This window comes from Caproicibacter fermentans (assembly GCF_014303955.1).
In the GTDB taxonomy this organism is placed as follows: Bacteria; Bacillota; Clostridia; order Oscillospirales; family Acutalibacteraceae; genus Caproicibacter; species Caproicibacter fermentans.
Map to the genome: position 1 here is coordinate 3,293,781 of NZ_CP060286.1, position 26,704 is coordinate 3,320,484.

Here is a 26,704-nt window from a genome sequence, read left to right on the forward strand (position 1 = left end):
ATATTGGGCAACAAGGCAAAAACTTAAAAAAACGTAGCGGTTTTCAGTACTTACCATTATGAGAAAAGGTAACTTATTACCCCTCAAAATAGGTACGAAACAAAAGCGGTTATCCCGCAAATATAGTTATCCCGAAAGTGGCTGAAAAGCGCACACCAGTGAGCATTTTCGGACAAATCTTTCGGGATAACTTTTTTCCATTAGACTGCGTTTTCTGCCTGTCCGTTTGGAAAGATGCTTGCAAAATTGCGGGATAACTTTTTTCAACGCAGACCGTAAAGGCGCTTCAGGAGCGTCTCGTCATCTACGATGTACTTTGGGACTTCAACGCCGCCGGTAACCTTTCCTCCCATGGATTTTTCAATCGCCTGTCGTTTCTGTTCCGTATCGGCGTGCGCGTAAATCAAAGAGGTCTCAAGACTGGCGTGGCCAAGCCACTGGGAGATAAGCGTCAAATCCATTCCGCGCCGGTATAAATGCATTGCCCTGCTGTGCCTGAACAAATGCGGATGGACATCATCCGGTATGGATGGACAGGCGCTTTTCGCTTTTACAGCGTATTGCCTGAGAAAGTACCTGACCGTATCGTCGGACATCGGCAGCCTTTGACCTCTGCGTTCCACAAAGAAAAGCGTTTCTTGAGAATAGATACTTTCTCCCGGGTGAAATACAGATATATAATTATTAAAATGCTGCATAGTTTCCGGCATCAAAGGCACAGTGCGAACCTTGGAACCCTTACCGAGCAATGTCGCCGTGGGAGTAGCGCCGGGGCGGATATCGCAGATGCGCAGATCAAGCATCTCCTGAATTCTGGCGGCAGTATCGTACATTAAGATCATAAAGAACTGGTCTCGAAGGCCCTTTCGTGTTTGTGTGTCCGGCTGTTTCAGCAAAGCCTCAACCGCAGCCTCATCCATATAGTCCACGCCCGCATACTTGTCCTGCTTTTGAATCGGAACCTTTGTGAGCGCCGCCGAATAAGTGACATTCTCCGGCGCACAGGCAGAAGCATAGGCAAAGAAGGCTCGGATACATGCCAATCTATGGTTTCTTGTATTGGCACAGCATTTCTTTTCTGCTGTCAGCCAATCAAGGAACGAAGACACCGCTTCGGCATCCAGCATTTCAAAAGTAAGCGACGCTATCGGGATACCGTTTTTCTTTGTAATATAATCGAAAAGCTGTTCCATCGCTGTTCTGTACGCCTTTATCGTGTGGGGACTGGCGCGTCTCTGCTGGGGAAGATACATTTTCAGATAATCATGCACCAACCTGAACAGCGTTTCATCCTTTACTCGTCCCACAATTCCACCTCCGGTATCATCCTGCCAAGTGCGTCCCAGTCAATTCCTGCGGATTTTACAAGGTTTTCAGGCAGCAGATGAATATAGTAGGCTGTGGCGGCGAGCTCCTTGTGTCCCATATAGGCACGGAGATACGGTAGACGAGAGTAGAGATCCTTACCCTCATCCAGCCAGCGGTGCAGCGCGGCGGAAGCGAAACGATGACGAAGATCATAAACTCTCACGGGCGGCAGCGTATCCGGGTCAACGTCGTTGTTAGCGGCAGCAAAAAAATCTTTGAACTTGCCTTGAAGCCATGACGCAGAATACGGTCGTCCGGTTTTGTTCGGGAAAAAATATTCGCTGTCTGGAAACGCGGCGTTCCGGAGTTTCGCATAGTCGGTTGCCAGCCGACGCATATCGTCGGACATGACCACGATGCGGTCTTTGTTTTTCTTCGTTTCCGTAATCAGTATCTCTCCGGTTTGCAGATTGATGGAGCTTCTGCGCAGCTCGCGTCCTTCATTGGGGCGCAGCCCGCAAGTATAGATTAAGCGAAAGATCACGGACAGAAGATATGACTGGAACGAGTCCCGGGTTTTCGTGCAGTCAATTTCATAGAATACTTCGGCAAGCTCCTTGTCTGTAAATATATATGGCAAAAACGATGCCTTTCCTCCGGCATATTTGTTTGGAAGCACATATGCTTCTTCTCCGATGGAGGTAAGGTATCCGGCAAAACCGCGTATGAAACAGGCTCTCCCGTGGAAGCCGGAGGCATTGCGGGCATTTACCCATTGCATTGCCAAGTCCTTTGTAAGAATAGTTTCGGATGGGAAATGCTGCGAGCAATATTTGTCAAAGCTCATAGCCTGTCCCAAATATGTATTGCGTGAATATCCAAGAGCCGCTTTGAACTCAAGCATATCCTCAAGTCTGTCGGCAAAGCAACCAGAAAAAGTATTGCTCACATGACCACCCCCTCGCGAGCCAAGGGGATGGCGCTGAAATCGAGCGCGCACTCCTTTAGATTCTGGCCGTCCAACAACAGGTATTGTTTTACGGATTCCATGCTTTGATGCCCAAGAATCTGAGCAATTGTAGTTACCGGGACACCGGAGACAATCAGATTCTTAGCCAGATGCCGCCGCAAACCATGAAAGGTTTTGCCGTCATACGGCTTGTGCTCTATCCCGGCTTTTTTCGCGTATTGGTCAAACATGTCCCCAACGGGAACGCCGTCTGCCAACGGGCAAATCGGCGCTCTTGCGCGTAGGAATATCTCTCCGTATGCAGCAGCAGGACGGGCATTTAAGATGTAATCCTTTATGAGTTCACCGGTTTCATGAACAAGCGGCAGAGACAGCGATTCGCTTGTTTTACTTTGAGAAATCCTGATCTCACCTTTTCGCCAGTCAATATCTTCGAGCCTCAAATGAACGATGTCCACCGCTCTCAGCCCTGTCGTAGCACCCAGACTTATGATGGCAGCGTCACGCTTTCCCATAGCCGTTTTTGTATTGATTTGCGCCATAATCCGCACAAGCTCGTCATCGGTAATATATCCTTTGATGCGAGCTTTACGTGGAATCGGGTACGACAGAAGCTCTATACAGTCAGGCACAGTTTCGCCGTTTTCCTGAAGGAAAATGTGAAATTGACGGATATAGCAGAGCAAATTATGCAGGCTGCCGTCAGTCATCTCCGGTGCTGCCGCAACGATGAATTGGCGGACATGCTTCATCGTCACATCTGCCATCCGACGAAATCCCATTTGTTCAAAGAAATGCAAATATCTGCGGACAACCCACGCGAAGTCCCATTTGGTGTTCTTGTGAAAATCACGTGAATGCAAAAACGCATCCAGCAGCCTGTTGAATTCATCGCACAGCGTATATTTCGTATTGCGCTTGTTACATGACCACTCCAAGGTTCCAGTGTGGTAGTACTCGTTAAGTCTGGACGCTGCTTTTCGAACGGTATTGTAAAAGCTCCGTTGAATCCTCCCCCCGCGATACTGTTCAGTTGCTTCCCTTACACACTCCTCAGTAATTTCTGGGTCATATATAAGAGTTCCTTGCCTCTGGTAAAATGATTTGATGCGGGAAAATTCGCCGTACATATTCATCCATAAGGTTCGTTTGGAATAACCGTATGTCTCAAGGATGTCAAGTACTTGCGGAATCATTTCATCCACATACATTGTATTATGTTTCATGCCGTTTCCCCTTAAAAAGTAGTCAGGTATGTAAACCTGCCACCTTCAATTGTACACGGCAATTCTGTACAGGATAATATTATCCCGAAAGGTCATATCTGCTTTAGTAGGTTTTCCCTCCGATGAAGACGATATATGGAAAAAAGTTATCCCGAAAGATTTGTCCAAAAATGCTCACTGGTGTGCGCTTTTCAGCCACTTTCGGGATAACTATATTTGCGGGATAACCAGTTTTATCTTGAGTTCGGGATAAACTTGGCAAGCAATGCATCGTGGTACCCACGATGCCCATTTCCCAATTTTTCGCTTGCGCGAAAACCGGGAAATTGTTTGTTGGTGGCCGGCCCCCAACCCCTTTGATCGCACAATAAATTGTGCGGCTGCGCGTCCTGTGGACGCTTCCGGGAGCATGGACAGCTCAACGCTGCCCATGTTCTTTTTCTTTCTCCGCTTCGCGCCTGTTGGGGCCAAGCAGATGATCGACGTTTGCTTTCACGGTCAAAAGCTCTTTCATCTCATCGCGGGCATTGCGATAATCAGCGTAAACCGCTTTTTTCTCTGCCAGAATCGCCGCATATTCGGCCTGTAAGCTCTTGACAGTGGAAAGTTTTTTCACGCCCAGCTCGTCGAATGATTTCTTCGCCGCCTTGTGTAAAAGAATGTCACCCTCATGCTCCGCAAGAAATTTTTTAGAATAGCCCGCCTTGCGGTAGGCAACATAGGTGTCACGGGTCTTGGCGTAATTGATGATCTGTGTTTTCAAAACGGCGATTTCGGCCATCCGTTTTTCAGCCGCTTTGATTTGTGTGGAAAGCTCATTGTACCGGGCGATTGCCAAAGCCGTTTTAGCGGCCAGCGCATCGTACTCCAGCAGATTGTGCTCAGTCAGATAATTCACTGTCTGCGCCATCTGCTTGAGATTGAACACCTTGGCCCAGCGTTCGTAACCAACGCCCTTTCCGGCGCGGAGCTTGGCCTGAATATCCACCAGCAGATTGACTTGTTTTTCCGGCATGGGCCGGATAATTTTCTTGCGCGGTTTGTACGTTTTTTCGCCGGAGAGGACGGCCCGAAGCTCCGCTTCACTGTAGCCGCTGCCCAGCGTATCCAGCCGGATAAACCGCTTCTGATTTTTCCCGCGCAGAGCGGGGACTTTTCCCGTCTTGACTTCATATCCGGCGTCCCGCAAGAGCTTCAGGAGCGTGTCAAAATCGGCGGGCTTTTGGGTGAGAGCCGCGTCTATTGCCATATGCAAAAGCTCCCGGTTTGAGGGCTTTGCCTGATCGCCCAGCCACTTGTTATAGCTCTTGCCGTGCCGTTGCGGATTCTCCACGATGGACAAACCGTTCTCGATGCACAGCGTATCATTCAGCTGACGCACGGCTCTTGTGCTGCCCCAAAAGTTTCGGAATTTCCGGGTGCAGTCGAGGGACGTGGAATTCCAGATGATATGATTATGAATGTGATGTTTGTCGATGTGGGTGCAGACGATGAAAGCATGGTTTCCGTTCGTAAAGCGTTTGGCAAGCTCGCAGCCGATCCGGTTCGCTTCCTCCGGTGTAATCTCGCCGGGGACGAAGGACTGCCGGAGATGATAGGCGATCACGTCGTCCGAACCGCGCGTCCTGCCGGTGAGCGTGGTATACTGCCGCTTGGAAAAAAGGAACTCGGCATCGGCTGTCCGGCTGTCGCATTCATAGCCGGTGATAAGCCTGCCGTAATCCGTTTTCTCCGGATTTTCCGCGTAATCGATAATGTCGCTGATCGCCGTGCCGACGTCCCGGCCCTTGCCGGCATGCAGCGGCATCAGCCTGGTTGTTGCCATGAGCCGCCCCTCCTTCCGTAAGAAAAACGGCCTGCTCACGGCAGACCGTTTTAGAAATTTTCTCAGCTTTCGCTTTTATATTTTATGACCGGAACCTGCTTAACCTTTTTCTCGATGGTTTTGCGCTCCAAAGCAAAAACCATGTCGGGTGTGCGCTCAAAATAGCCGATGTCTTTTTTCCAGCTCATGCCGCATCTGCAATGCTGCAAGCCTATAAATTGCTGCTTCATTTTTCGCCCGCACCGGACGCAGACCTTATTGCTCTTTCCCATGTAACATCATCCTCTCGGATATATGAATATTGTATCATATCCCGGAACGGATTTCAGCCGTAAACCCGATCCTGAATCGCGTACCGCAAGTCCTGTATCTTGCCGATCAGCCACGCCGCCGCCATCGGGATTCCGAACGGACTGACGAGGAACGCCATCACCAGCAGGATGATCCCGTTTGTAACCTGATGGGTAATCAGCGCCAGCACACCGAAGATGCCGAGGACCGTTCCGGCAAGACCGAACACCCACGCTGAGCAGTACAGCAGACCGGAGCAGATCCAGACGAAAACGGTCAGAACCACGATAACCGGAGCGACGAGTATTTTCAGTATCAGCCTCATAAAATCGGCCCCCTTTACAATTTCTAATACAACTATAACGCCTATGCTGTTTTTTGCAAGGATGCGGCAAAAAAACAGCGGTACGGCTTACACGTCGTAAACCGCCCCATTTTTCGGGGCATACGCCCCCTATTTTAATTTCGCAAGCACAGCGAGAATATTGTTAGCCGCCTGCCACAGCCGTTCCTGATTCTGGATAATATCCTCCAAATCCGCGCCGTAAACGCGCCCTGTTTCATGCACCCGCTTGGAAAGCTGGTTCAGGTTGTTGCTGGACCGGCGCAGGAGGGAAACCATCTCTTTCAGCTCCGGCAGTTCGAGCTTCACCACATACCCGTCGATAGCGATTTTGCGGAGATACGCCGCCATATTCTTTGTACCGAGCTGTTCCATCTTCTGTTCGATCATTTCACGCTCCTGTGGGGTAACGCGGAACTTGAGCTGAATCTCCCGTTCTCTGTTTGCCATCGTCAACGCTCCGGCGCATCCCGTTTAACGGAGGACGGTGTATCTGCCGCCTTGACGTTCTCCAGCTTTTTCCGCACGGAGGGCTTGCGCTGGCGAAGCGGCTGATCGCGGTTTTCATCCTTTTGGATGAACGCAAAAATCCCATTCCGGTCCTTGAGCGCGGAAAAGGACAGAGATTTGAACGGCAGCATGGCAAACAGGCGATCCTGATCTTTAGTGGAAGCGCGGATCAGAAAATCCGGCGAAATCTGTGCCATGAAATGCGTCCCGCCGGGACTGTTCGGTTCACGCTCGGATTGCAGACGCCGGAGCAGCCGCGCGGCCTCCGACTGAATGTCCTCTTTGGTCAGAGGCTGGGTCAGCAGATAGTCCCGCCGCGCCTGATTGATGAAAATATCCGTGAGGCCGGGGTTACACGAATCCACTTCAAACGATGAGCGCCGGTCATCCCCGAAATAATCCTTATCTTCAAAGACGGGAATGGTTTTTGCCCAATCCTTGTTGTCACGGGAAATGCGTCCGTCGAAATCCTTTCTCTGCACCGTATTCGCCAGCACATAGAACATTCGCTCATAACCGAACTGATCGACAACCTGTTTTACGCCCTCTTTTCCGAGACGGTTATCGCGGTAATTGTCCCGGATAGCCGTTTCGATTGCGTCCTTGCAGGCCACGTTTGCCTTGTGGGACGCGCGGTATTGTTCCAGTTCATCATGCTCACGGGCATAGGTCGCCGGATATTTGTAGACGGGTATCGTATTCATATGAAACCTCCTGATTTCAAAATCAAGTAATATGTGATAAAATCTTTAGAGTAAAGCGGGGTGAAAAAATGGCATACAGCGAACAGATGTGGCAGGACGCGAAAAAGAAATGCCGGTTGAACAATGAGGATATTGAGCTTGCCAAACGCCTCGGTCTGAACCCGCGCAGCCTTGTCAAAAACATCCCGAATAAAAGCGAGCCGTGGAAAGCGCCGGTCAGCGTCTGGCTGCATGAGATAGATGAAAAACGCCGGAAGAAATCCGAACAAAAGCAGAAACGCAGGGCAAAAGCCGCAGCCGCCCGAAATGACGGCCCCGACACAAAATGATTCCGTGCCGGAGCCTTTTCTTATCGCGCCAATTCGTGTTTCAGTTTTTTACTCGTCCCGCAGACGCACGGCTTATTCAGGCTCTCCAGCACGGAGGGCCTTTCTCTTTTTGGCATGACCTCTGACGCCTGCCGCTGGGCGGGGGCGCGGCTGTCGATGTCCAGCAGCGCGTTCAGCTCCGCGAGGCGAGCGCTCTTTTGCGCAAGCTCCGCTTCCTGCGGGAACGGCTTGCCGATCTCAGCTTTTGCCGCATCTATCTGCGAATGAAGATTATCAAGCTGCGCGTGAACATTCTGCAACCGCTTCGGCATATTGGCAAGCGCGTTGTCGATACGGATGAGATTGCCGCGCGCGTCCTTGCCCAGCGTGACGCGGTGGCTCATCTGACCTTTGAGGGTGAGAATGAAATCCTGTCCGAACCCCTCCACGGACAGCGACATGGTAAAGCCCCGGTAACTGCCGATCTCCATCGGTTCCAGCCCCTTGACCTCTTTGCAGGCTTCCAGAATGGCGGCTCCGGCGTTGTCCTTGTCGGTGAGCGAATCGCCCCGCACCACCATCCCCGCAAATCCGTCCTTCGGGTGCGGGTGCGCATCCAGCGTCGCCATATCCATTTCCAAACCTTTAATAAACCCTTTATTCCGCTCAATTTCCTCCGGGAAGTATTTGAGCAGATTGTCCTCCAACCGGAACTGTTGACTCTGATGGTTGGCTTTCATGAGTTTCAGCTTGGCCACGTCCATGTCGAGGTCCATCTTTTCCTTGATCCGCTCGTCCCCGGCGCACAGGGCCTTGATTTCGGCGTAGGAGAGCGCCGTTTCGTCGATGTCCTCACAGGAGCGGACAGGGCTTTTGCTGGTCATGATCTGCGAAATGAATTTCTGCTTATTCTCCACGGTTTGCCACAAATAGCTGTCAAATGTCCCTTCCGTGACGTAACGGAAAATATGCCCTTCGGGGTTGGTGTTGTACTGCCGGATGATGCGCCCGGACCGTTGTTCCAAATCACCGGGACGCCACGGGCAGTCCAGATCGTGGGAGGCGATGAGCCTGTCCTGCACGTTCATCCCGGCCCCCATTTTCGCGGTGCTGCCCATGAGGACGCGCACCTGCCCGGCGCGCACCTTTGCGAACAGTTCCTTTTTCTTGACTTCGGTATCGGCGTTGTGGATGAACGCGATCTGTTCTGCGGGGACGCCCCGCGCGATGAGCTTGTCGCGGATGTCCGAGTAGACACTGAATGATTCCGGCGCGTCGGCCTGCGGCGTGGCGTCCTGCAAAGCGTGAAGTTCCGTGCCGCCCGCGAGCCTCCCACCGACCCGGACCGCCCGTTCTTCCTTGGCGGCGGCGCGGCCCTTTGGGGTGGAAATATCGCAGAAAACAAGCTGCGTCAGCTTTTTATCCAGCCCGTCGTGCCAGTAATGAAACACATTGTTGACGCACATATTGACCTTGCTGCCGGGATTGTCGGGGAGCATAGGATTGATGACGCGCTGGTCGAGGCCGAGCTTACGCCCATCCGACGTAATTTTGAGCATATTGTCCAAATGCGGGTCAATGTTGCCGGAATGGACGGCGGCGGCGCGCTCCGAGAGCTTTTTCACCATCTCCTTTTGAATCTCCGAGGGCTGCGCGACTTCATTGTGGTACACGGCTTTCGGCGTGGGAAGGTTGAGCTGGTCGGCGGTTTTGATGTCCGCCGCCTCCTTGAACAGCAGCATCAGCTCCGGCAAATTGTAGAACCGGGCAAAGCGCGTCCGCGCCCGGTAGCCGGTTCCCTCCGGGGCCAGCTCGATGGCTGTCACGGTTTCCCCGAACGTCGAGGCCCAGCAGTCGAAATGAACGAGATTCCGTTCTTTCAGGGTTTCGTACTGGAGGTAGCGCATCATCGTGTACAATTCTGTCATACTGTTGGAAACCGGCGTCCCGGTGGCGAACACGACGCCCCGGCTGTTCGTGATTTCATCGAGATACCGGCATTTCAGGAACATATCGCTGGATTTCTGCGCGTCGGTGGTGGAGAGGCCCGCCACGTTGCGCATTTTCGTGTAGAGAAACAGATTTTTGTAATTGTGCGCCTCGTCCACGAACAGACGGTCCACACCGAGCTGCTCAAAGGTGACGACATCATCCTTGCGGGAGTTGTCGTTGAGCCGCTTCAACCGGGCCTCAAGCCCCTTTTTCGTGCGCTCCAACTGCTTGATGGTAAACTGCTCCGCGCCGCTGTCTTTGAGTTCTTCCAGCCCGTTTTCGATCTCCCAAATCTGTTCCTGAATCAGCCGCTTCTGCCGTTCCAGAGAGACGGGAATTTTCTCAAACTGCGAGTGGCCCATAATGATCGCGTCGTAGTCGCCGGTGGCGATCCGGGCGCAGAACTTTTTTCGGTTGCGCTTCTCAAAATCTTTTTTGGTAGTAACAAGAATGTTGGCCGAGGGGTACAGCCGCAGGAATTCGGAAGCCCATTGCTCCGTCAGGTGGTTTGGGACGGCAAACAGGGATTTTTGGCATAAGCCCAGCCTCTTGCCCTCCATTGCGGCGGCGATCATCTCATAGGTTTTTCCCGCGCCAACGACATGTGCCAGCAGGGTGTTCCCGCCGTAAAGCTGGTGCGCCACGGCATTGAGCTGATGCTCCCGCAACTTGATTTCGGGATTCATGCCAGGGAATACAAGATGCCGCCCGTCGTATTCGCGCGGGTGGCTGGAATTGAACAGCTCGTTGTATTTTTTCGTCAGAGTGCGGCGTCGGTCCGGGTCACGCCAGATCCAGTCGTGGAAAGCATCCTTGATAGCCTGCTGCTTCTGCTGAGCGAGGGTGGTTTCCTTGGAATTGAGGACGCGGCGCTCCTTGCCGTCCGGGTCGGTCACGGTATCGTAGATCCGCGTATCCCGGAGGTTCAGCGTATCCTCCAGAATCCGGTAGGCGTTGGCCCGGTCGGTGCCGTAGGTGACATACGCCGCCACATTGTTGTACCCGACGCTGCTTTTGTTGGAGACAGACCATTCCGCCGTAAAGGAAGAATAATTTACCCGGATGCCGTCGCGCACACCGGACGGCGGGTTTAAGAGTTCCTCCATGAACTGCTGGATGTATCCCTTGTCGATCCACGTCGCGCCGAGACGCACCTCGATTTCTGAGGCGTCCAGGTCCTTCGGCTGGGCGGCTTCCAGCGCCTCAATGTTGGGGGCTATTCTCTCCGCGAGGTCGGGCCGCATTTCTGCGATGGCTTTCGCCAGCCGCAGCTTGCGGCGCACGTTGCCGGAAAGGTATTCGTCTGCGGTGACAAACGGAATGTTGTCCAGCTTGTAAAATGCCTTCGGGACGCTTGCCGGGTCCTGTTCGCCCAAATCGCGGAAGATGACACCCCGCAGCTCGTTGGCCAACGCCTCCGGCGTTTTGCCGGTGAGGGAAGCCATGTAGTCCATGTCCACCCGCGCTTTTTCCGCAATGGAGAGCGAGAGAGCTTCCGACGCCGTGTCCACGGACGTGACGATTTTCCGCTGCCGGATGGTACGCTTGGTGAACATGTCGGCCTTACGCTCCAGCTTGCCGTCCTCGTCGATCACTTCCAGAGAGCAGAGCAGATAGTACGAAGAATCCTCCGCGAACGCAAGGCTGTTGCCGCGCGAGTTGATGAGGCCGTATTTTGAGGAAAAAGCGTCATAGAGCCGGTTCAGCTCCGCTTGTGTTCTTTTGATTTCTGTGTCGGAGGCGTATTCGTCGAGTTGCTGGTTGATGAGATTCTGCACACAGTCCCGCAGTTCCACCATGCCCATGACGCGGGCCTTGGCTGTTTCATTCAGCTCCGGCCGCACCATGCGGGAGTTTTCCCGGTAGTACACCTTGCCGTCTACGACGGTATAGGAATAGTTTTTTACGTCGGGGTCTGCCGGGATGGAATCGTCGATTTCCTCATTCTCGCCGAGATCCGGCAACTCCGCTTCGGCCATCTGTCCCTGAATATGGGAAACCGCCTCGTGGAGTTGCTCGGAAAGATCGGCGTCGGGGAACGGTTCGCACGTCGTTTCTTTTTTATCGCCGTGCATTTTATCGTCCCATTTGATGGTCCCCAGCACCATTTCGGAATGATCGGCAAAATAGCTGTTTACGGGAATCCCATCTTCGGTCTGGCCCAAATGCACCCAATCGGGTTCGATGACGATGGGACGGTCGCGCTTTTGGAGAAAGAGAATGTCGGTGGTGACTTCCGTTCCGGCGTTGGCCTTGAAAGCGTTGCTGGGCAGACGAATTGCTCCCAGCAGTTCCGCACGCTGGGCGATGTACCGCCGCACCTCCGGCGACTGCTTATCCATCGTGTAGCGGCTGGTCACGAACGCGATCACGCCGCCCGGACGCACCTGATCGAGCGTTTTGGCAAAAAAGTAATCGTGGATCGGAAAGCCGAGCTTGTCGTAAGCCCGGTCGGAAACCTTGTAGCTGCCGAACGGCACGTTGCCAACGGCAAGGTCGAAAAAGTCTTTCCGGTCGGTGGTTTCAAAACCCGCCACGGTAATGTTGGCGTTGGGATAGAGCTGTTTGGCGATCCGGCTCGTGATGCTGTCCAGCTCCACGCCGTAGAGCCGGGACGCCGCCATGCTTTCCGGCAGCAGGCCGAAAAAGTTGCCGACGCCGCAGGCCGGTTCCAAGATGTTGCCGGTTTGAAAGCCGAGATTTTTCACGGCCTCATAAATGGCCTTGATGACGGTCGGGCTGGTGTAGTGGGCGTTCAGGGTGGATGCCCGCGCCATTTCGTATTCTTCGGCGGTCAGCGCGCCGACCAGCTCGGTATACTCCTTTGACCATGAAGCGTTGTCCGGGTCGAACGCCTGCGGGATGCCGCCCCAGCCGACATAACGGGATAGCGTTTCCTGTTCCTCCGGCGTCGCCGTGCGGCCCTCGGTCTCGATGGTTTTCAGAATGCGGATGGCCGCGATATTGTACCCGTACTTGGTTTTCGCACCGCCCTCGCCCAAATGATCGTCGGTGATGCGGAAGTTTTCGGCGGCGGGCTGTTCCGGCGTAAACAGGGCGGCGTTGCGCTCGTCCTGCCGGATGCCGTTTTCAAAGGCGTCGCGGTTGACAACCTCATGGCTCCACGAATAGGGGCCGGTGTCGATGCGCACGTCCTTATCCCCAACATAGCCCACGGTGCCGGACAGCTCCTGCCCGCCGTAATCCAGCACCGCGTGATTGCCCGGTTGATAGGACGGTTTGCCATCCAGATTCGCAGGCTCCCGCGAAACCGGCTCATGGGAAAAGCCATCCTGCTCCCGCTGGTACAGGGCGCGAAGGATGGGAGCGATTTCTTCCCATGGAGCGCTCCGTTTGCTGTTGTACTTGTCGTGGATGTCAATTTCAAAACCTGTAGTAGTGGCAAAGAAATCCGCTGTCTCGCCGGTGGTCAGCTCCATCGTATCGGAAGTACCGGCGTAGGCATCGGAAAGGCGCTGGGCCACGCGGGTGTTGCCCTCGTTTTCGCGGAAATACCCCGCGATATGCTCCTTGTCCCGCTGTTCCAGCAGGCCGGAATTCAGGGCCTCGCGCAGATCGGCGTCCGTGTGCTCCAAGTCCGCAGCAAGAAATTCCGTAATAGAGCCGTTCCGGGAATCCCGGCGCAGCAGGCGTTCAAAGTTCTCCAAGCTCTCTGCGCGGAAGATGGGATAGGCAAGCGACGGGTCGCGGAGTTGAACGTCGGAGTCCCTGATTTCAGTGATTTCAAAGGGCTTATTGTCCAGATATACCGTATCGCCTACCTTGTAGGGAGGCTGGATTGCGGCGCTGCTGGGAACCCCCCGCTGTAACGCCGCCCACTGCTCGTCAGAAAGCGTTATGTCCACTTCATGGGAAGCAACGCCGTTTCCGATGGTGATGGTGTCGCCGGTGCGGGTGATCGGCTGGCCGCTCAGATCGAGCTGCGCTGCCTGTTCTTCCTGTGTATAAAAACGTTCCTCCCGGATGAGCTGGGCGATTCGCCGCTGCACCTTCGGCCAAGGCAGATCCGTCGATGTTCGGCCCACGGTTACGGGAAACGCCGGGAGATCGTCGCCATACTCGGCGCGCAAAAACGCCGCCGTATCCTTGTCGCGGGCATGTTCCCGCATATACTCGGCAACGGCGTGTTTGCTTTCGATATCGCCGTTCCATTCCTGAATGGCGGCGTCAATATCGGTTTGGGCTGTACTGCGTTTTCCCGACTTCTGCGTAGAAGATATAGAAAAAGCGGAGGGCTTTTCGCTCTCCGCTTCATCAATCCGCTGTATCTGTTCCTGCTCCGACGGGAAAAAACTTAGCTGTAGATAAGCTCCGTCAGAATCGTTTCCTCGGCCTGCGCTTTCAGGTTGTTCATGAGGCCCACCCAGCGCATCGGGTCGGAGACTTTCAGGCTCTCCGTCACGCCCGCCGACTTCATCAGCTCCGGCATCGTGCGCTCCAGCCGCGCCGTCGCCGTCCTCTCGATTTCCAACAGGTGCGGGTACAGCTTCTCCGACAGCAGCAGGCTGTTGTACAGGACCGGACGGTGCTCTTTCAGGTAATTTTTCCGCATTCTCCCGTATTTGCCGATGCTCTCCGTCTGCTCCGTAATCGTCAGGTCGGGAATCAGGTAATCCCTGTTCCGGCTGTAAGTCAGGTTGTTCTCCATGTGTGGCACTCCTTTCCGCGAGATGTTCGCGTTCATAATTTTTGACGGTGACTTCGATCTGCCGCAGCACCTGTTCGCTTGCTTCGCTGACCGCCGAGCCGAGGGCGGCGACGGTATCGGGCGTGTTGAAATCGAAGATACTCAGAAAGTCCTCATGCTCAAAGTATTCGTCGGGGTCGAGGCCGCAGCGGGACAAAACCGCGTAGGTGATGCTGACGGCTGCGGCGCTTCGGAACTGCGCTCCGATGTTAAACTCATCATATTCCTCCAAAAAGCTGCCGTCAACGATGTGGAGGATGTCGTATTGGTGTTCCTGCCAATATTCGTTTGCCAACTGTCCGGCAATCCGCTCCAACTGATCGGCAAGGCCCTTTTCGCCGGAAATTTCATACTCCTGTTCCAGCGCCGCCGCAACTGCGTCCTCATGCTCCGTGCGGTACTGCCAAAGGTAAGGGCGGCGGGAATTTTCCCTGCCGCCCGTATCGGAAATATCAAAGACATACCGAATTCCCGGCCTGTCGCCGGACGCGTCGATGAGCGCGATTCCCTTGCTGCCGCGCCGGATATACCGGCGCATTTTTTCGTTCCAGACCTCAAACCCGGCGCAGGCCGTCGCGTCGGGGCGCTGGGCGAAAATCATGAGCTGCTCATGGTACGGGTATTTGTAGAGCCGCGCGGCGGTTTTCAGAAAATCCGTCCAGCTTTCATGACTGACGGTGATCTGCGTCGCCGCGTGGTCGGCCATTTGTGCCAATGCCTGCACATTACTCGGCATATTAAAATTCCTCCTTCCAGTGTTTTGGGCAAAAAAAGAACAGCCCGAAGGCTGCTCTCTTGATTATTTATTGAACTTTTACTGTTTAGGCTCGTTATCCTTCAAGAAAAACCGAAGTGCCATTGTGACCGCCGCAATTTTATACTTGATCTCGGCATCCATTTCTGCGCCTTGATCGCTTAGAAATAAATCCATATCGGAAATATCTATTCCTGCCATTTTTGCGATGGTTTCTTTTGATAGCCGATGATAGGACAATAATGTTTCTAAAAAGGCTTTCACTTTTACGTCCGGCTTATCTTCAGGAACAGTAGATAAAAACATAATCCTATTGGCAATTCTCGTTCTTTCTTCGTTGTCAGCGGGAAGTTCTCCCATGCTTCCTTGAGCAATCTTATATATGCTTTCGACGCTTAAAGAAAGATACTTTGCAAGAGTCTCCACATTAAAATGATATTCTTCCAACAGCTTTTTTACACAAAGCGAGAAATCAACGGCATACATGGCAGCAACCTCCTGAATTGCAGGTGATCTATTAAATTTGCTTTAATTTCTGTTGCCTATCAGTATACCGCAGATTCAGAAAAATGTCACCGAAAGACTTAAAGTTATGATTCAATCTCCACGTCAAAATCCGGGAGCAGGTCAAGTTTGGCGTATTCGGTGTCGCTCATATTTCGGAGCTTTCCCAGCGCCGAATCCGTCAGGGCCAGTAGCTCCGTTTCCTCCGCGTCGAGATAATCGCACATCTGCTCAAGCTCCGCGATCAGGCCCTCCCGCGTCCCGGTATTGTAAATGCACATCAGGTTGATTTCGTCGTTGGTAAACATATCACCGCTCCATTTCCGCGCCTCTGTCGGGCGCTGTTTTTTTGTGTTCCCGGCTGACCGGCTGATTTCTGAGCCGTTCCACGACGGATTTTTTCTTTTCGTCATGCTCCCGACGCGACGCCTCGGCAAGCTCCAGAAGGGAGATCGGCTGACCGGTTTTGGCTTTATGCTCCAGCTCCGCAACGGTGGAATTTTTTCCGTTGTCGATGACGCCGTCGATCATGTCGTAATCGTCCTCCACCGACATTTCCGCGCTTTTCAGGTAGTTTTCCGGTTTCAGAAATGCCGGAATCTCCTGAAAACCGAAGCTGTCCACATAGTGACAGGATACAACGCCGTTCTGTTTGAGCGCAACGATGTCGCTGACGGACAGGCTCGGCCTGTGATAGTCGGCGGGATGGTTGTTATTGAACCGATCCCACAAAATGGCCAGCCGTTCTTCTGTATCGCCCTTATCCGTAAGAGGGGCGGTGTAAGCGAGATCATAGTTTTCGTGATTCACGGAAATGCCTTTTGATTCCAGCCAACTGAGCGGTTCAAATCGAATGTCCCGCAGCTCGTCGCCGCTCTTGACCTGATAGATGGCGAAAGCGCTCTGAGAAGTTTTCAAAAAAGCGGATTCCCGCTGCTCCTGATGCTTCATCCGGTTCTCTATGGCTGCGGAAAACTCCCGGCTTTCCTCCCATTCCTCGCGGCTCACGGCGAAAAGGCCGCTGTGCGCCTGAATCTCATCCGGGTCGAACGCCATACTTGCGCTGCCGTCCTCGATCATGTAAACGGTGAGGTCCTGCTCAAAAAGTTCCAGTGCCCGGTCTTTGGAGAGGGGCAGCAGGTCGCCGTCCAGATACCCGCAGGCTTCCAGATCGGCCACGGTCAGGTCCGAATCCGGCATGGGATATTCGTCGAGCGCCAGCTCCGGCGCGTCCGGCAGCATATCCGCCGCTTTCGGCTGGTCGGGCGCTGTCTGCGTCGCCGGTGCGTCCGGCTCATGGTCACTCAAATTATTTTTACGGATGTATTCCTGAACGTCCTGTTCACGCACGGCGGCAATATCCCGAAGAATGTCAAGCGGAACCTTTTTCGAGGTTGCGGGGGTCAGGTGTTCAAGGGCAAGCGCCTGTTCGTAAGCGGTCGGGATGGAACTGACGCCCTCGTCGGCAAACCCGCTTGCCGTTTCCCGCAGACTCGCTTTATCGTAAAGGGTATAGCCGTATCCGTCCTCATTTTCCTTCAAATAAAAATAGGCGGCGTTGTCCAGCAGATACATCGCCTCGGTTTCCCTCGGCGGGTAAATCTTTTCAATTTCATCCAGCCGCCGCAGAAGCTCATCCGGGGACGCCGCGCCCTCGATCTTGGCGGCATTGAGAATAGCCGCACGGGTATCTTTTTCATAACCGCTTTTCAAATCGTCCACGGTGGCCGGGATTTCTTCTTCGATGGAGTTAAGAGGAAACGGCGGCTCCATGACGGAAGCCGTGTACCGGTATGCGTCCGCGGCGAACTGTTCCAGAACGCTGTCATACTCTTTCAGGACCTCGCGGAAATTTTGGTCGATGTCGGAAATCAGGCCGGAGGCGGTTTTATTGATCGTTTCCAGAGAAGCCCGCAGCTCCGGCAATTCCTTGTCTTTGCTCCATGAAGCGATATAGCCGAAGCTGTTTTCGCCGGTCTGGATGCCGTAATACTGGCAGACGGCATAGGAAACGCTCTCGGCCTCTACTTCTTCGGTATTCCGGCCTTTTGGTTTGGGTGGCTCGGCGGTTTCGTCACCCTCGGCGGCGGCAAGACGCGCCTGCTCGTAGTTATGCAGCGTGGCGTGAGTGATTTCATGGACGGCGGCGGCAACGGTCTGGACCTCGCTCATATCGGATCGGATAGCAATGCGCTGGTCCTTTTCGCTAAAATAGCCGTCCGTATTCGGTTCCATCGCCTCAAAAGCAAGCGGGACGGGGGACGAGCGCCGCAGCGCCTCCATGAAAATTTCATACTGCTTCACATTCCCCGTGAGATCGTTTGCCAATGTCGGCAGAGGTTTCCCCTCGGTCTGCGACACGTCAAAGACCGATACCACCTTGTACATAGGAATTTTGATTTCCTTTTCCTCCATAATGACCTTGCCTTCTGCATCCAGTACGGGAGCCTTGGTGCCCGGATCGAGTTTTTCTTCCTCGATTTTCTTTTTAAACGGCGTGGGCGCGATGATCTTGATGCCTTTTTCGCCCCGCATCACGTTCCGGCTGAACTGATCGCGCCACTTGTTGAACCCGGCCACAAGGGTGGCGTCCGGCTTCTGCATGTAAATCAGCATGGTATTGTTGACGGAATAGCGGTGGAACCGGGACATGGTACGGAGGTACTGCGCGTACCGATCGCTCTGGAACAGGCTTTGGATGCCCTGTTCGATGCTGTCGGTGATCTCTTTCAATCGTTCCTTATTCTTTTCGGCCATAGTGTGCTCCTTTCGCAGATCATAGAATTGAAAAAAGCGCGCCCCCGCACAGGCTGGGATAAACCCATGCGGGAGCGCGCTCATTATTTGTTTTCGGAGCGTATGCTCCTGCTGGGAGGGCGTATTTTCGCTGTTTTAGCCCGTAAACTGTCGGCTTCACGCCGCTGGTCGCTGTACGGTTCCCGGACGGAAACACAGCCTTTGGGAACAAGATAGCTGACGGCCCCGCGATGCTCCGGGCGCTCCGGTTTTACCTTGTCGGGGTATTTTCCCGAGAGCCGTTTGAGCTTTTGGATAAGCTTTTTATTGTGCGTATAAACGCTGGCCGTCGCTTCTTCCTCGTTATAGCAGATAATCGTCTCCCGCTCGTATTTGGTAAGTTTCATGTGCGCTCACCGTTCCGGGTCGCTGCGCCGGGGTGGTTTCCGTGTCTTGACAGGCACGGGCAGCACTTCCCGGAACGCACGGATCTCGCCGGATTCATTTTTCACCGGCGTAAAAAGGTGCGGTGTCCGCAGATACATCCCATCCATCCCGGCCCCGCCGTAATACCGGCCCTGCCCGTCGCGCTCGCTTTCCAGCAGCACGATTCCGGTCATTAGGACAAAGCCGTCCACTGTTCGCCTGTTCACTCCCGGCAGACCCATCGGCACAGCGGTTGTTTTTACGGGGATTTCCGGCCCCAGCCGCTCCAACTCGGAAGGATTACTTTTATCCACGCCTTTTCGCCTCCGTATCAAAATCCAGCCTGAAATTGACGCGCTCCCCGGTATCCTCCAAAATCACCGTTGCGTCGTAGGTTTTTCCGGTCTTTTCTGAATAGCAGCCGGTGAGCCTCACGCGCCCGTCCTTCAGGAGCGCGGCGGCGACGGCTTTTGTCAGCGCCTTTTTCTTGGCGGCGAAAAACCGGTTGTCCTTCCAAAGTCCGAACCGGCAACCGTCATTCTCGCAGAAAAAGCCCTTTTTGCTTTCGGTCACGCTGCCGCCGCAGCGGGGGCATTTTCCGACCGTCTCGCGCCCGGAGGGGAACAGCACTTCCGCGCCCTTGACCGGCACATAGGTTTTTATCAGTTCACGAAGCATTCCGGCGATGCCGTCCATAAAAGCGTCCGGTTCCAGTTTTCCCCGCTCCACCTGCTTGAGCCGGTTTTCCCATTCGGCGGTCAGCAGCGGGGATTGAAGCTGTTCCGGCAGGACGGTGACGAGCGACACGCCGACCTGCGACGGGATGAGATTGACGGTTTTCTTGGCCTTTTTCCGTTCCACGAATCCTGTGGTAACGAGTTTTTCCAGAATGGCCGCGCGGGTGGCGGGGGTGCCGAGGCCCTTGCGTTCCGCGTCGTCGGGCATCTCCTTTGCGCCCGCCGTCTCCATCGCGGAAAGGAGAGTATCTTCCGTATAGTGCTTGGGCGGCGAGGTTTTTCCTTCCTTAATGGAAACAGAAGAAACCGGGGCGTTCCGCCCCTCTTTCAAGTCTGGAAGGGGTTTGTCGGCCTGTTCCTGCAAATAGGCTTTCCAGCCCGGAACGAGGATCGTTTTTCCCTTGGCGGCAAATCCGTACCCGGCGCAGTCCAGCGTGACGGCGGTTTCGGCGTATTGGTGCGCACTGCCGACCGCGCAGAGAAGCTGCCGGGAAACCAGCCGCAGAATTTCACGCTCCCCGACTGGCAGCGCGGAAACATCCGCTTTGCCCGCGCCGGACGTGGGAACGACGGCGTGATGGTCGCTGACCTTCGCGCTGTCACAGACCTGACCGGCGTTGAGGTTTGCGGCAATATCCGCGCCGCAGATCGCGGCGGCGACGGAAGCAAGCGCCGGAACGGTTCCTTCCATGTCGTTCGTCAGGAACCGGCTGTCCGTGCGGGGATAAGTGCAAAGCTTCTTTTCATACAGCGATTGCAGGTAGTCCAGCGTCTGCTGGGCCGTGTAACCGAGCAAGCGGTTGGCGTCGCGCTGGAGGGTGGTCAGGTCGTAGAGCGCGGGAGCCTTTTCGGATTTTTCTTTCCGCTCCACGGCACTGACAGTGGCCGTTTTGCCTTTGCAGGCGGCGGCAACCGCCTCGGCCTCCGGTTTCTGTTTGAGCTTCTCGCCGGTGGCGGTGAAGCCGCCGCAGTCGAGGTTGACCGTATAGAACGGCTCCGGCTGAAACGCGGAGATCTCCGCTTCCCGCTGCACGATGAGCGCCAGCGTCGGGGACATGACGCGCCCGACGTTCAGAGTTCGGTGGTAGAGGACGGAAAACAGGCGTGTCGCGTTGATGCCCACCAGCCAGTCGGCCTTGGACCGGCAGAGCGCGGACTGATGCAGGCCGTCGTAATTCCGGCCCGGCTTCAGGTCGGCAAAGCCCTGACGGATAGCCTCGTCCTCCATGGAGGAGATCCAAAGCCGTTTCATCGGCTTGGGACAACCGGCCATGCCGTACACGGTGCGGAAGATCAGTTCGCCCTCGCGTCCGGCGTCGCAGGCGTTGACGATTTCATCCACATCGTCGCGGCGCATCAGGGTACGGAGAATACCGAACTGCTTTTGTTTATCACCGCTTACGGCAAACCGCCAGTTTTCCGGCAGAATAGGTAAATCTTCGTACCGCCATTTAGCGTATTTTTCATCATAGGCGTCGGCGCTTGCCAACTCCGCGAGATGGCCGAGGCACCATGAAACGAGGTAGCTGCCGCCCTCCAGAAACCCGTCGCCGCGCTGCTTCGCGCCGATCACGGCGGCGATGCTTTGAGCAACCGAGGGCTTTTCACTGATTACAAGCCGCATTTTCATTCTCCTTTCGTTTCGGCGTGATGATAAGATCGCGGTAACAGTCACGGGAACGGTCAGGACGGCCTTTCGGCGGGGCGGGAGGCCGTTCCTCCCGCCTGTACCGGGGCTTTTGCACCATCATCCGCTCAAAAGGGCTGTCGGTGAAAAAGGTCATTCGTCCTCACGCTCCGTTTCACCGTTGGATGATTCGGAACCGTCTTTTTGCGTTGCTTCCTCGTCAGGAGCTTCCGGTTCATCATCCGGCTCGGATTCCTCATCCCCGTCCTCGGTGTAATCGTAATCGTCAGGGTCGGGCCTGTTTTTGTCCTTTTTATCCGGCTTGCGGAATTTGAAGAACCAGACTGCCGCACCGGCGAGAACGGCTGCAAGTACGGCAACCGCCGCGATTCCGGCGCTGTTATTCTGTTTTTCCGGCTGGGAAACGGATGAAACCGTGGGCGTCGATGCGGTCGGCGCGGAGGATGTCTCCGGGGTGGAAGCGGTTTTGGATGAGGAAGAACCGGAAACGTCCTCGTTGTCGCTCTTTGCCAGCGCAAGCAGGTCCTTGTCCGTCACGGCGTCAAGAAAATAGACGTTTTCGGCATCTTTCTGACGGTCGATAATCAGGTAAAAGACGTGCTTGCTCGGCGTGGTGATCGTGAAAAACTCCTTGCCGTCCTCGTTGGTCGCGTTGTCGATCACCGTTCCGGCCCCGTCCGGCGTCAGAGGCTTCGCGGACGATTCCGACGATGCCGTGCCGCTCTGCGCGGAGCCGGGGCTGCTCGTCGTCGGAGTCGCTGCGAGGGCGTTGATGGAAAAAGCCGCCGTGCAGGACACGGCGGCCATCAGGCAAACCAGTATGCGGATTTTAGATTTCTTCATGATGTTCCTCCTGCTTCTTTTGATCGGATACGGGCCGGTTTTCGCGGGACGCTTTCATGAGTGCGGACAGTTCCTCCGCCGTCATGCCCATGCCTCGCACAAGGCCGACAATATCGAGATTTTCCAGTTCCCGGCGCTGCTTTTCCAGCTCCTTCTGCCGGCTTTGCAACGCGGAGATTTTCGCTGCGTTTTTTTCATACTCGGTGTCGATTTTTTTAAATTTCGGATTCACGGTTGATTCCTCCAATCTGTTTATGGGTTCTGTAAACGCCCGAACATGTAAAAATGGCTCTGCCAGTAGCTTGTGTTGAGGCTCGAGTAGCCGATGGGGTCCCCCGCCGCGAGCATCATGCCGTTTCCGACGTAGATGCCCACATGGGACACGCCGTCGGTATCGTAGGTGTGTTCAAAGAAAACAAGGTCGCCGGGTTTTGCGTCGGCGGGAGAAACCGACGTGCAGATGTCGCAGAGGTCCTGCGCTGAGAGCCGCCCCACGCTCCATCCGCTGTGATTGATCACCCACGACACGTAGCCGGAGCAGTCGAACGAGGTTTTCGGGCTGCTGCCGCCCCAGACGTAGGGATAGCCGATGTATTTCTGCGCCTCCGTCATTATGGCGGCAAACCGAGCGTCCGTCATCTCCTCCGGGGGAATGTCGTACTCCGTGGGCTTTTTGACGGTGGATGCGCTCGGATAGGCCGACGTGGGGAACAAGTCGGGCCGGTTGCCGAGAGTGGACATGTACATCGAGTACACGCCGAGCTGATCCTCGTTCATGATGGATACGGGCAGATGGGACAAATCCTCGTTGTGGAGCTTCACATCGCAGACGGTGTAGGTATAGGGAACCTGCCGGGTTTCGGTGTGAGTCGTGCCGTCCGGGTCCGTCACGGTATCCGTTTCCGTTCGGTAGCGGGTTTCCGTCTCCACAGTCTGCGTCAGTTGGTATTCTTTTGAGAACAGGGTGGAAAGCATGTCCCGGACTTCATCCAGCGTCCATTCGCCGCCGTGCCACGCGGTCAGGATGGAAACCAGCACATAGGGGTCGTGGCCGATTTTATCGAGCGTATAGTGATATTCGTCATAGCCGGGGTGCTGCTCCTGATAATGGTCGATCTCGTTCTGAAGGTCCGTTTCCTTTTGGGAGTAGGCGGTTTCCGCGCCGAGCATGGCGTCGTCCGTGGAAGGATAGGTAGACGCGGTAACGCCGGACAGCGCCCCTTCCAGCAGAACCGAGCTGGAGGACAGGACGTTCAGAAGCAGGACCAGCACCAGAAAAACGCCCGCAACAATCAGAAAACTGTTCCGATGCCGCCCGACAAAAGCCGCCGCCCGTCTGCTCTCCCGCGCCGCCGTTTTTCCCGCTTTCGCGGTGTTTTTGGCGGCTTTCCCGGCGGAACCCGTGAACTGACCGGCCCGCTTCGCGGCGGCATACTGTTTTTTGACGGCCCGCTTCTGCCGCCAGTGGGCAAAAGGATTTCCGGAGGGCTGCGGATTGTCCCGCGCGGCCTTTTTCTGCAAATAACCGAGATTGGCGTGGTCAAGGCGCTTTTCCGCTTTGGCTGATTCCCGGTAGGGCTTCAATTTGTGGGAGCGGTGGGCGCTGCGAACCAGACGCCCGCCCGTTTCGGCGGTTTCCTCGCTTTTATGCGCGGCCTCCACACCCACGTTTTCATCCTCGGACTGCCGGATTTCCCGGTGGAACCGCATCAAAACAGCGTTTCCGGGCGCGTCCCGGACGGCGTGTGTGAGCTTGGACGGTTTTTTCTTGTCCGCTTCCTCAAAATATAAGCGCACCTTTGTTTTACCCGCAGGCTTATCAAAGGCGCGCTGCTTGCAAAGAACTTTCTTTTTCGGTATTTTCGTCTGTGCGCGGTCGGCCTTCGCCGCCGCTTTCTGCACTCTGCGGACAGATTCTTTTAATACAGGGTCGGTTTGTTCCTCTTTCGTGAATTGCAGGCGGGGCGCTCGTTTTTCCATCACAGTCGCCTCCTGTCCCGCCGGGCGCGGACGCTCATGTTGCCGCCGTTTCCTGTAATTTCGTGGTCATAACGCGGTACAGCTCCGTATCCTTCGGGAAATGGTCCACGAAAGGCAGAATGACGTTCCCATAGAACAGCAGCCCCTCGCCCTCGCCGGAATGGGTGACGTAGGAGAGCTGGTGCGGCGAGATGCCGAGCTGCTTGGCGAGAATCTGCCGGTCGCCGGACGCCTGATTGAGCATATAAATATAGTCCGAATTTTCAAAAATGTTCTCAATTTCCCGTGAAGAAAGAAGATCCTTGATGTTCTGCGTGATCCCGGTCGGAATGCCGCCCCACTTGCGGAACCGCTTCCAGATTTCCACGGAATAAGCGGCGGTCTGTTCCTCTTTTAAGAGCAGATGGAACTCGTCGATATAGTAGCGCGTGGATTTCCCCACGGCGCGGTTGACGGTGACACGGTTCCAGACCTGATCCTGCACGATGAGCATCCCGATTTTTTTAAGCTGTTTGCCCAGCTCCCGGATGTCGTAGCTGACGACGCGATTTTTCACGTTCACGGTGGTGCGGTGGTTGAACACGTTGAGGGAGCCGGTGACGTAGATTTCCAGCGCCGTGGCGACGTACTGTGCTTCCTTTTCATCCTGCCGCCGCAGCTCGTTATACAAATCCTCCAGAACCGGCATGTTTTCAGGGCGCGGGTCGCTGAGGTAATTCCGGTACACCAGCCTCACACAGCGGTCGATGACCGTCTTTTCCACCGGCTGCAAACCCTCTTTGCCGCCGACGATCAATTCGCAGAGGGAGAGTATAAAGTCCGATTTCAAAGACAACGGGTTTTCTTCCTCGGAATAGTTGAGGTTGATGTCCATCGGATTGATGTAATCGGTGGACGCGGGCGATATTTTGATGATCTGCCCGTGCAGGCGCTCGATCAGCGGGCCGTATTCGGCCTCCGGGTCGCAGACGATAATGTCGTCGTTTGTGACGAGGAATACGTTGACGATCTCCCGCTTGGCGGCGAAGGATTTGCCAGCGCCCGGGGTGCCAAGGATCAGGCCATTGGGGTTTTTCAGGAGCTTCCTGTCCACCATGATGAGGTTGTTAGACAGGGCGTTCAGTCCACAGTACAGCGCCTCGCGCCCGGTCTGGAACAACTCCTGCGTGGTGAAGGGGATAAAAATGGCGGTGCTTGATGTGGTCAGGCCCCGCTGAATCTCTATTTGGTTGTACCCCAACGGAAGTGAGGACATCAGCCCTTCTTCCTGACGGAAGTCGAGACGGGTCAGCGCGCAATTGTATTTCTGCGCGAGGGAGCTTGCCTGAAATACGTTGTTGTCCAGCCGCTGCCGGTTCTCGGCCACGTTGAGGACGAGAAAGGTCACAAGGAACATGCGCTCGTTGCGGGACTGTAAATCCTGCAAGAGTTTTTTCGCTTCCTCGCCGTAGGTGGCGAGGTCGGAGGGGATGATGTCCATGTCGTAGCCGGAGCGGATGGCCTTTTTCTGTTCCTGAATCTTCATGGAATCGAGGTCGGTGATTTTCCGTTTCACCGTCTTGATGGCGCTCACCTGGTCGATGGACTGGATGTGCATGGTGACGATGAGGCTGGATTCCATGTCGAGAAAATCGGCCAGCATCCGGTCGTTCAGCTCCGGCGCGAGAATTTGGAGAAAACTGACCGCGCCCACCTGACGTCCCATGCCGAACATACTTCCGCTTTTGAACTCGAAGGAGGACGGCGCGATGAAGTCCTTGACAGAGAGTCCGGAGGGGGCCAGCCAGTCCCACGAAAAGCGGAACGGCTCCGGCGCGTCCATGCGGAAGATGTCGTGCAGCAGCCGCAGGCGGTCCGCGCCGTTCAGGGAAGCGGCTGTCACGCCGAGATGTTTGAAGTTGTTGAGAATGTCGATCTCGACGCGCTCCAGCCGGGGCTTGGCCGCTTTCAGGCTGTCTGCCTCGATGCCGAAGGTCAGGTACTTGGTTTTGATGAGGCCGTTGTTGCCTTTGGCAAGCTGGTTCCGGAGCATTTCCGTGTATTCCGAGCGCAGACTGTCAAAATCGTCGCCCTGCGGCGGGATGGTGACGCTTTTCGCAAAGCTGTCCCGTGTCGCGGAGAGATTCAGGAACGAGAGCTGAAATTTAATGGAGCTGTCGAAATAGTTGAGAAAATCGCACCAGCCCTCGAAAATGGCGGTTTTGTCCTCGTTCTGGTTGAGCTGATAGTTGATGTCCTGAAACTGAACGGTTTTCGTGTAATAGCTGTCGGTCACACGGCAGATACCGTCCGGGAACATCCGCTGAAATGGGATGCTGTCCTGTGCCGACTGCTTTTTCTTATCGGTTTGCCGCGCCTTTGCGACGGCGGCTTCGATCTGACGCCTCTCGGCGCGGGACAACGACCGCCCTACGGCCGGTTTTTGCTTTTTTACCGACAATCCGATGCACCTCCTTGTCGAGTTTACTTTGCCGCGCGAGCACGGCATAAAAATTGTTGGTCTGATACGGTCGCTGCTTTGGCCGGAGAAACAGCACACGGGCAATGTTGCGGACGATTTTTTCCATCGGCAGGCCGTTTTTCTCATAGACGGCCGTCAGGAAAAAAGGCAGCATGACGAGAACCATGCAGAGGGATGCGGCTCCGGCGCTGAACCCCGCAGGCCCCTTGAGCAAAAAGAAAAGCGGTACGCCAACAAGCGCGCCGCCGCTGAAACAGACAAGCTGCCGTTTTGTTAAATTGAACAGGACCTTCGTTTTCACGGCGGTCAGGTCCTTAGGTACGGGAACGTAAGCCATTAAATCACTCTCCTTGTAAATCTGAATAAAAAAACACCGCTGCTGCGGTATGGGTGGAAAAAAGGGAATGAGTATGGTATATTTATAGAAAAT

The 26,704-nt window shown here is 54.9% G+C and carries 21 protein-coding genes and 1 pseudogene; 1 reads left to right on the forward strand and 21 read right to left on the reverse strand.

What is annotated here, in order from left to right; all coding sequences use genetic code 11:
• Positions 1 to 263: 263 nt before the first annotated feature.
• The 8 genes from HCR03_RS16375 to HCR03_RS16410 all read right to left on the reverse strand — a co-directional run bounded on the left by HCR03_RS16375 (position 264) and on the right by HCR03_RS16410 (position 7,177).
• Entirely contained in the window at positions 264 to 1,307 is a 1,044-nt protein-coding gene (locus HCR03_RS16375; protein WP_187035416.1) for a tyrosine-type recombinase/integrase, read from the reverse strand.
• The gene (locus HCR03_RS16380) at positions 1,295 to 2,257 is read right to left on the reverse strand and encodes a tyrosine-type recombinase/integrase (RefSeq protein ID WP_187035418.1); all 963 of its coding nucleotides are present in this window, start codon (positions 2,255 to 2,257) and stop codon (positions 1,295 to 1,297) included. The genes HCR03_RS16375 and HCR03_RS16380 overlap by 13 nt, the downstream gene beginning before the upstream one ends.
• Entirely contained in the window at positions 2,254 to 3,504 is a 1,251-nt protein-coding gene (locus HCR03_RS16385; RefSeq protein ID WP_187035420.1) for a tyrosine-type recombinase/integrase, read from the reverse strand. Before HCR03_RS16385 ends, HCR03_RS16380 begins: the two co-directional genes overlap by 4 nt.
• Before the next feature lie 418 nt (positions 3,505 to 3,922).
• Entirely contained in the window at positions 3,923 to 5,329 is a 1,407-nt protein-coding gene (locus tag HCR03_RS16390; protein WP_187035422.1) for a relaxase/mobilization nuclease domain-containing protein, read from the reverse strand.
• A 62-nt stretch (positions 5,330 to 5,391) separates the two neighbouring features.
• Entirely contained in the window at positions 5,392 to 5,601 is a 210-nt protein-coding gene (locus HCR03_RS16395) for a hypothetical protein (RefSeq protein ID WP_187035424.1), read from the reverse strand.
• Between the two features lie 53 nt (positions 5,602 to 5,654).
• Positions 5,655 to 5,945 (reverse strand): CD1845 family protein, encoded by a 291-nt coding sequence (locus HCR03_RS16400; RefSeq protein WP_187035426.1) that lies wholly within the window; start codon positions 5,943 to 5,945, stop codon positions 5,655 to 5,657.
• A gap of 129 nt (positions 5,946 to 6,074) precedes the next feature.
• Positions 6,075 to 6,413: a plasmid mobilization protein gene (locus tag HCR03_RS16405; RefSeq protein ID WP_187035428.1), complete on the reverse strand. Its 339-nt coding sequence runs from the start codon at positions 6,411 to 6,413 to the stop codon at positions 6,075 to 6,077.
• A 2-nt stretch (positions 6,414 to 6,415) separates the two neighbouring features.
• Positions 6,416 to 7,177 (reverse strand): DUF3849 domain-containing protein, encoded by a 762-nt coding sequence (locus HCR03_RS16410; protein ID WP_187035430.1) that lies wholly within the window; start codon positions 7,175 to 7,177, stop codon positions 6,416 to 6,418.
• A 68-nt stretch (positions 7,178 to 7,245) separates the two neighbouring features.
• On the opposite strand from HCR03_RS16410, the gene HCR03_RS16415 reads away from it, so the two are divergent.
• A complete protein-coding gene (locus HCR03_RS16415; protein ID WP_187035431.1) occupies positions 7,246 to 7,506 on the forward strand; it encodes a hypothetical protein in 261 nt (86 codons plus the stop codon).
• Positions 7,507 to 7,526: 20 nt separating this feature from the next.
• Here HCR03_RS16415 and HCR03_RS20360 read toward each other — a convergent pair.
• The 13 genes and pseudogenes from HCR03_RS20360 to HCR03_RS16475 form a co-directional block, all read right to left on the reverse strand.
• A pseudogene (locus tag HCR03_RS20360) lies at positions 7,527 to 13,691 on the reverse strand (DEAD/DEAH box helicase family protein); the annotation flags it as partial.
• Positions 13,692 to 13,792: 101 nt separating this feature from the next.
• The gene (locus HCR03_RS19885; protein ID WP_228724999.1) at positions 13,793 to 14,146 is read right to left on the reverse strand and encodes a TnpV protein; all 354 of its coding nucleotides are present in this window, start codon (positions 14,144 to 14,146) and stop codon (positions 13,793 to 13,795) included.
• Positions 14,147 to 14,999: 853 nt separating this feature from the next.
• The gene (locus HCR03_RS16425; RefSeq protein WP_187035435.1) at positions 15,000 to 15,425 is read right to left on the reverse strand and encodes an HTH domain-containing protein; all 426 of its coding nucleotides are present in this window, start codon (positions 15,423 to 15,425) and stop codon (positions 15,000 to 15,002) included.
• Between the two features lie 104 nt (positions 15,426 to 15,529).
• The gene (locus HCR03_RS16430) at positions 15,530 to 15,751 is read right to left on the reverse strand and encodes a transposon-transfer assisting family protein (protein WP_187035437.1); all 222 of its coding nucleotides are present in this window, start codon (positions 15,749 to 15,751) and stop codon (positions 15,530 to 15,532) included.
• A 1-nt stretch (position 15,752) separates the two neighbouring features.
• Complete coding sequence (locus tag HCR03_RS16435; RefSeq protein WP_187035439.1) at positions 15,753 to 18,200, reverse strand: YodL domain-containing protein; 2,448 nt, start codon at positions 18,198 to 18,200, stop codon at positions 15,753 to 15,755.
• A gap of 83 nt (positions 18,201 to 18,283) precedes the next feature.
• On the reverse strand, positions 18,284 to 18,586 hold the full coding sequence (locus HCR03_RS16440) for an immunoglobulin (protein WP_187035441.1): 303 nt from the start codon (positions 18,584 to 18,586) through the stop codon (positions 18,284 to 18,286).
• A gap of 6 nt (positions 18,587 to 18,592) precedes the next feature.
• Positions 18,593 to 18,919, reverse strand: coding sequence for a hypothetical protein (locus HCR03_RS16445; protein ID WP_187035443.1), 327 nt, complete (start codon positions 18,917 to 18,919; stop codon positions 18,593 to 18,595).
• Entirely contained in the window at positions 18,912 to 20,966 is a 2,055-nt protein-coding gene (locus tag HCR03_RS16450) for a DNA topoisomerase 3 (protein WP_187035445.1), read from the reverse strand. Before HCR03_RS16450 ends, HCR03_RS16445 begins: the two co-directional genes overlap by 8 nt.
• 156 nt (positions 20,967 to 21,122) lie before the next feature.
• On the reverse strand, positions 21,123 to 21,833 hold the full coding sequence (locus HCR03_RS16455; RefSeq protein WP_187035447.1) for a DUF4366 domain-containing protein: 711 nt from the start codon (positions 21,831 to 21,833) through the stop codon (positions 21,123 to 21,125).
• On the reverse strand, positions 21,820 to 22,065 hold the full coding sequence (locus HCR03_RS16460) for a DUF4315 family protein (RefSeq protein ID WP_187035449.1): 246 nt from the start codon (positions 22,063 to 22,065) through the stop codon (positions 21,820 to 21,822). Before HCR03_RS16460 ends, HCR03_RS16455 begins: the two co-directional genes overlap by 14 nt.
• Positions 22,066 to 22,085: 20 nt before the next feature.
• Entirely contained in the window at positions 22,086 to 23,813 is a 1,728-nt protein-coding gene (locus tag HCR03_RS16465) for a C40 family peptidase (RefSeq protein WP_187035451.1), read from the reverse strand.
• A gap of 34 nt (positions 23,814 to 23,847) precedes the next feature.
• Entirely contained in the window at positions 23,848 to 26,253 is a 2,406-nt protein-coding gene (locus HCR03_RS16470) for a VirB4-like conjugal transfer ATPase, CD1110 family (protein ID WP_187035453.1), read from the reverse strand.
• The gene (locus HCR03_RS16475; RefSeq protein WP_187035455.1) at positions 26,153 to 26,611 is read right to left on the reverse strand and encodes a PrgI family protein; all 459 of its coding nucleotides are present in this window, start codon (positions 26,609 to 26,611) and stop codon (positions 26,153 to 26,155) included. The genes HCR03_RS16470 and HCR03_RS16475 overlap by 101 nt, the downstream gene beginning before the upstream one ends.
• Between the last annotated feature and the right edge of the window lie 93 nt (positions 26,612 to 26,704).

Bases quoted from the DNA above. Each gene is read 5' to 3' on its own strand.
- HCR03_RS16410 (WP_187035430.1), bottom strand. From the start codon at position 7,177: ATGAATACGATACCCGTCTACAAATATCCGGCGACCTATGCCCGTGAG.
- HCR03_RS16475 (WP_187035455.1), bottom strand. From the start codon at position 26,611: ATGGCTTACGTTCCCGTACCTAAGGACCTGACCGCCGTGAAAACGAAG.
- HCR03_RS16440 (WP_187035441.1), bottom strand. From the start codon at position 18,586: ATGAAACTTACCAAATACGAGCGGGAGACGATTATCTGCTATAACGAG.
- HCR03_RS16465 (WP_187035451.1), bottom strand. From the start codon at position 23,813: ATGGAAAAACGAGCGCCCCGCCTGCAATTCACGAAAGAGGAACAAACC.
- HCR03_RS16450 (WP_187035445.1), bottom strand. From the start codon at position 20,966: ATGCGGCTTGTAATCAGTGAAAAGCCCTCGGTTGCTCAAAGCATCGCC.
- HCR03_RS16400 (WP_187035426.1), bottom strand. From the start codon at position 5,945: ATGAGGCTGATACTGAAAATACTCGTCGCTCCGGTTATCGTGGTTCTG.
- HCR03_RS16385 (WP_187035420.1), bottom strand. From the start codon at position 3,504: ATGAAACATAATACAATGTATGTGGATGAAATGATTCCGCAAGTACTT.
- HCR03_RS16455 (WP_187035447.1), bottom strand. From the start codon at position 21,833: ATGAAGAAATCTAAAATCCGCATACTGGTTTGCCTGATGGCCGCCGTG.
- HCR03_RS16435 (WP_187035439.1), bottom strand. From the start codon at position 18,200: ATGGCCGAAAAGAATAAGGAACGATTGAAAGAGATCACCGACAGCATC.
- HCR03_RS16425 (WP_187035435.1), bottom strand. From the start codon at position 15,425: ATGTATGCCGTTGATTTCTCGCTTTGTGTAAAAAAGCTGTTGGAAGAA.
- HCR03_RS16405 (WP_187035428.1), bottom strand. From the start codon at position 6,413: ATGGCAAACAGAGAACGGGAGATTCAGCTCAAGTTCCGCGTTACCCCA.
- HCR03_RS19885 (WP_228724999.1), bottom strand. From the start codon at position 14,146: ATGGAGAACAACCTGACTTACAGCCGGAACAGGGATTACCTGATTCCC.
- HCR03_RS16390 (WP_187035422.1), bottom strand. From the start codon at position 5,329: ATGGCAACAACCAGGCTGATGCCGCTGCATGCCGGCAAGGGCCGGGAC.
- HCR03_RS16415 (WP_187035431.1), top strand. From the start codon at position 7,246: ATGGCATACAGCGAACAGATGTGGCAGGACGCGAAAAAGAAATGCCGG.
- HCR03_RS16395 (WP_187035424.1), bottom strand. From the start codon at position 5,601: ATGGGAAAGAGCAATAAGGTCTGCGTCCGGTGCGGGCGAAAAATGAAG.
- HCR03_RS16430 (WP_187035437.1), bottom strand. From the start codon at position 15,751: ATGTTTACCAACGACGAAATCAACCTGATGTGCATTTACAATACCGGG.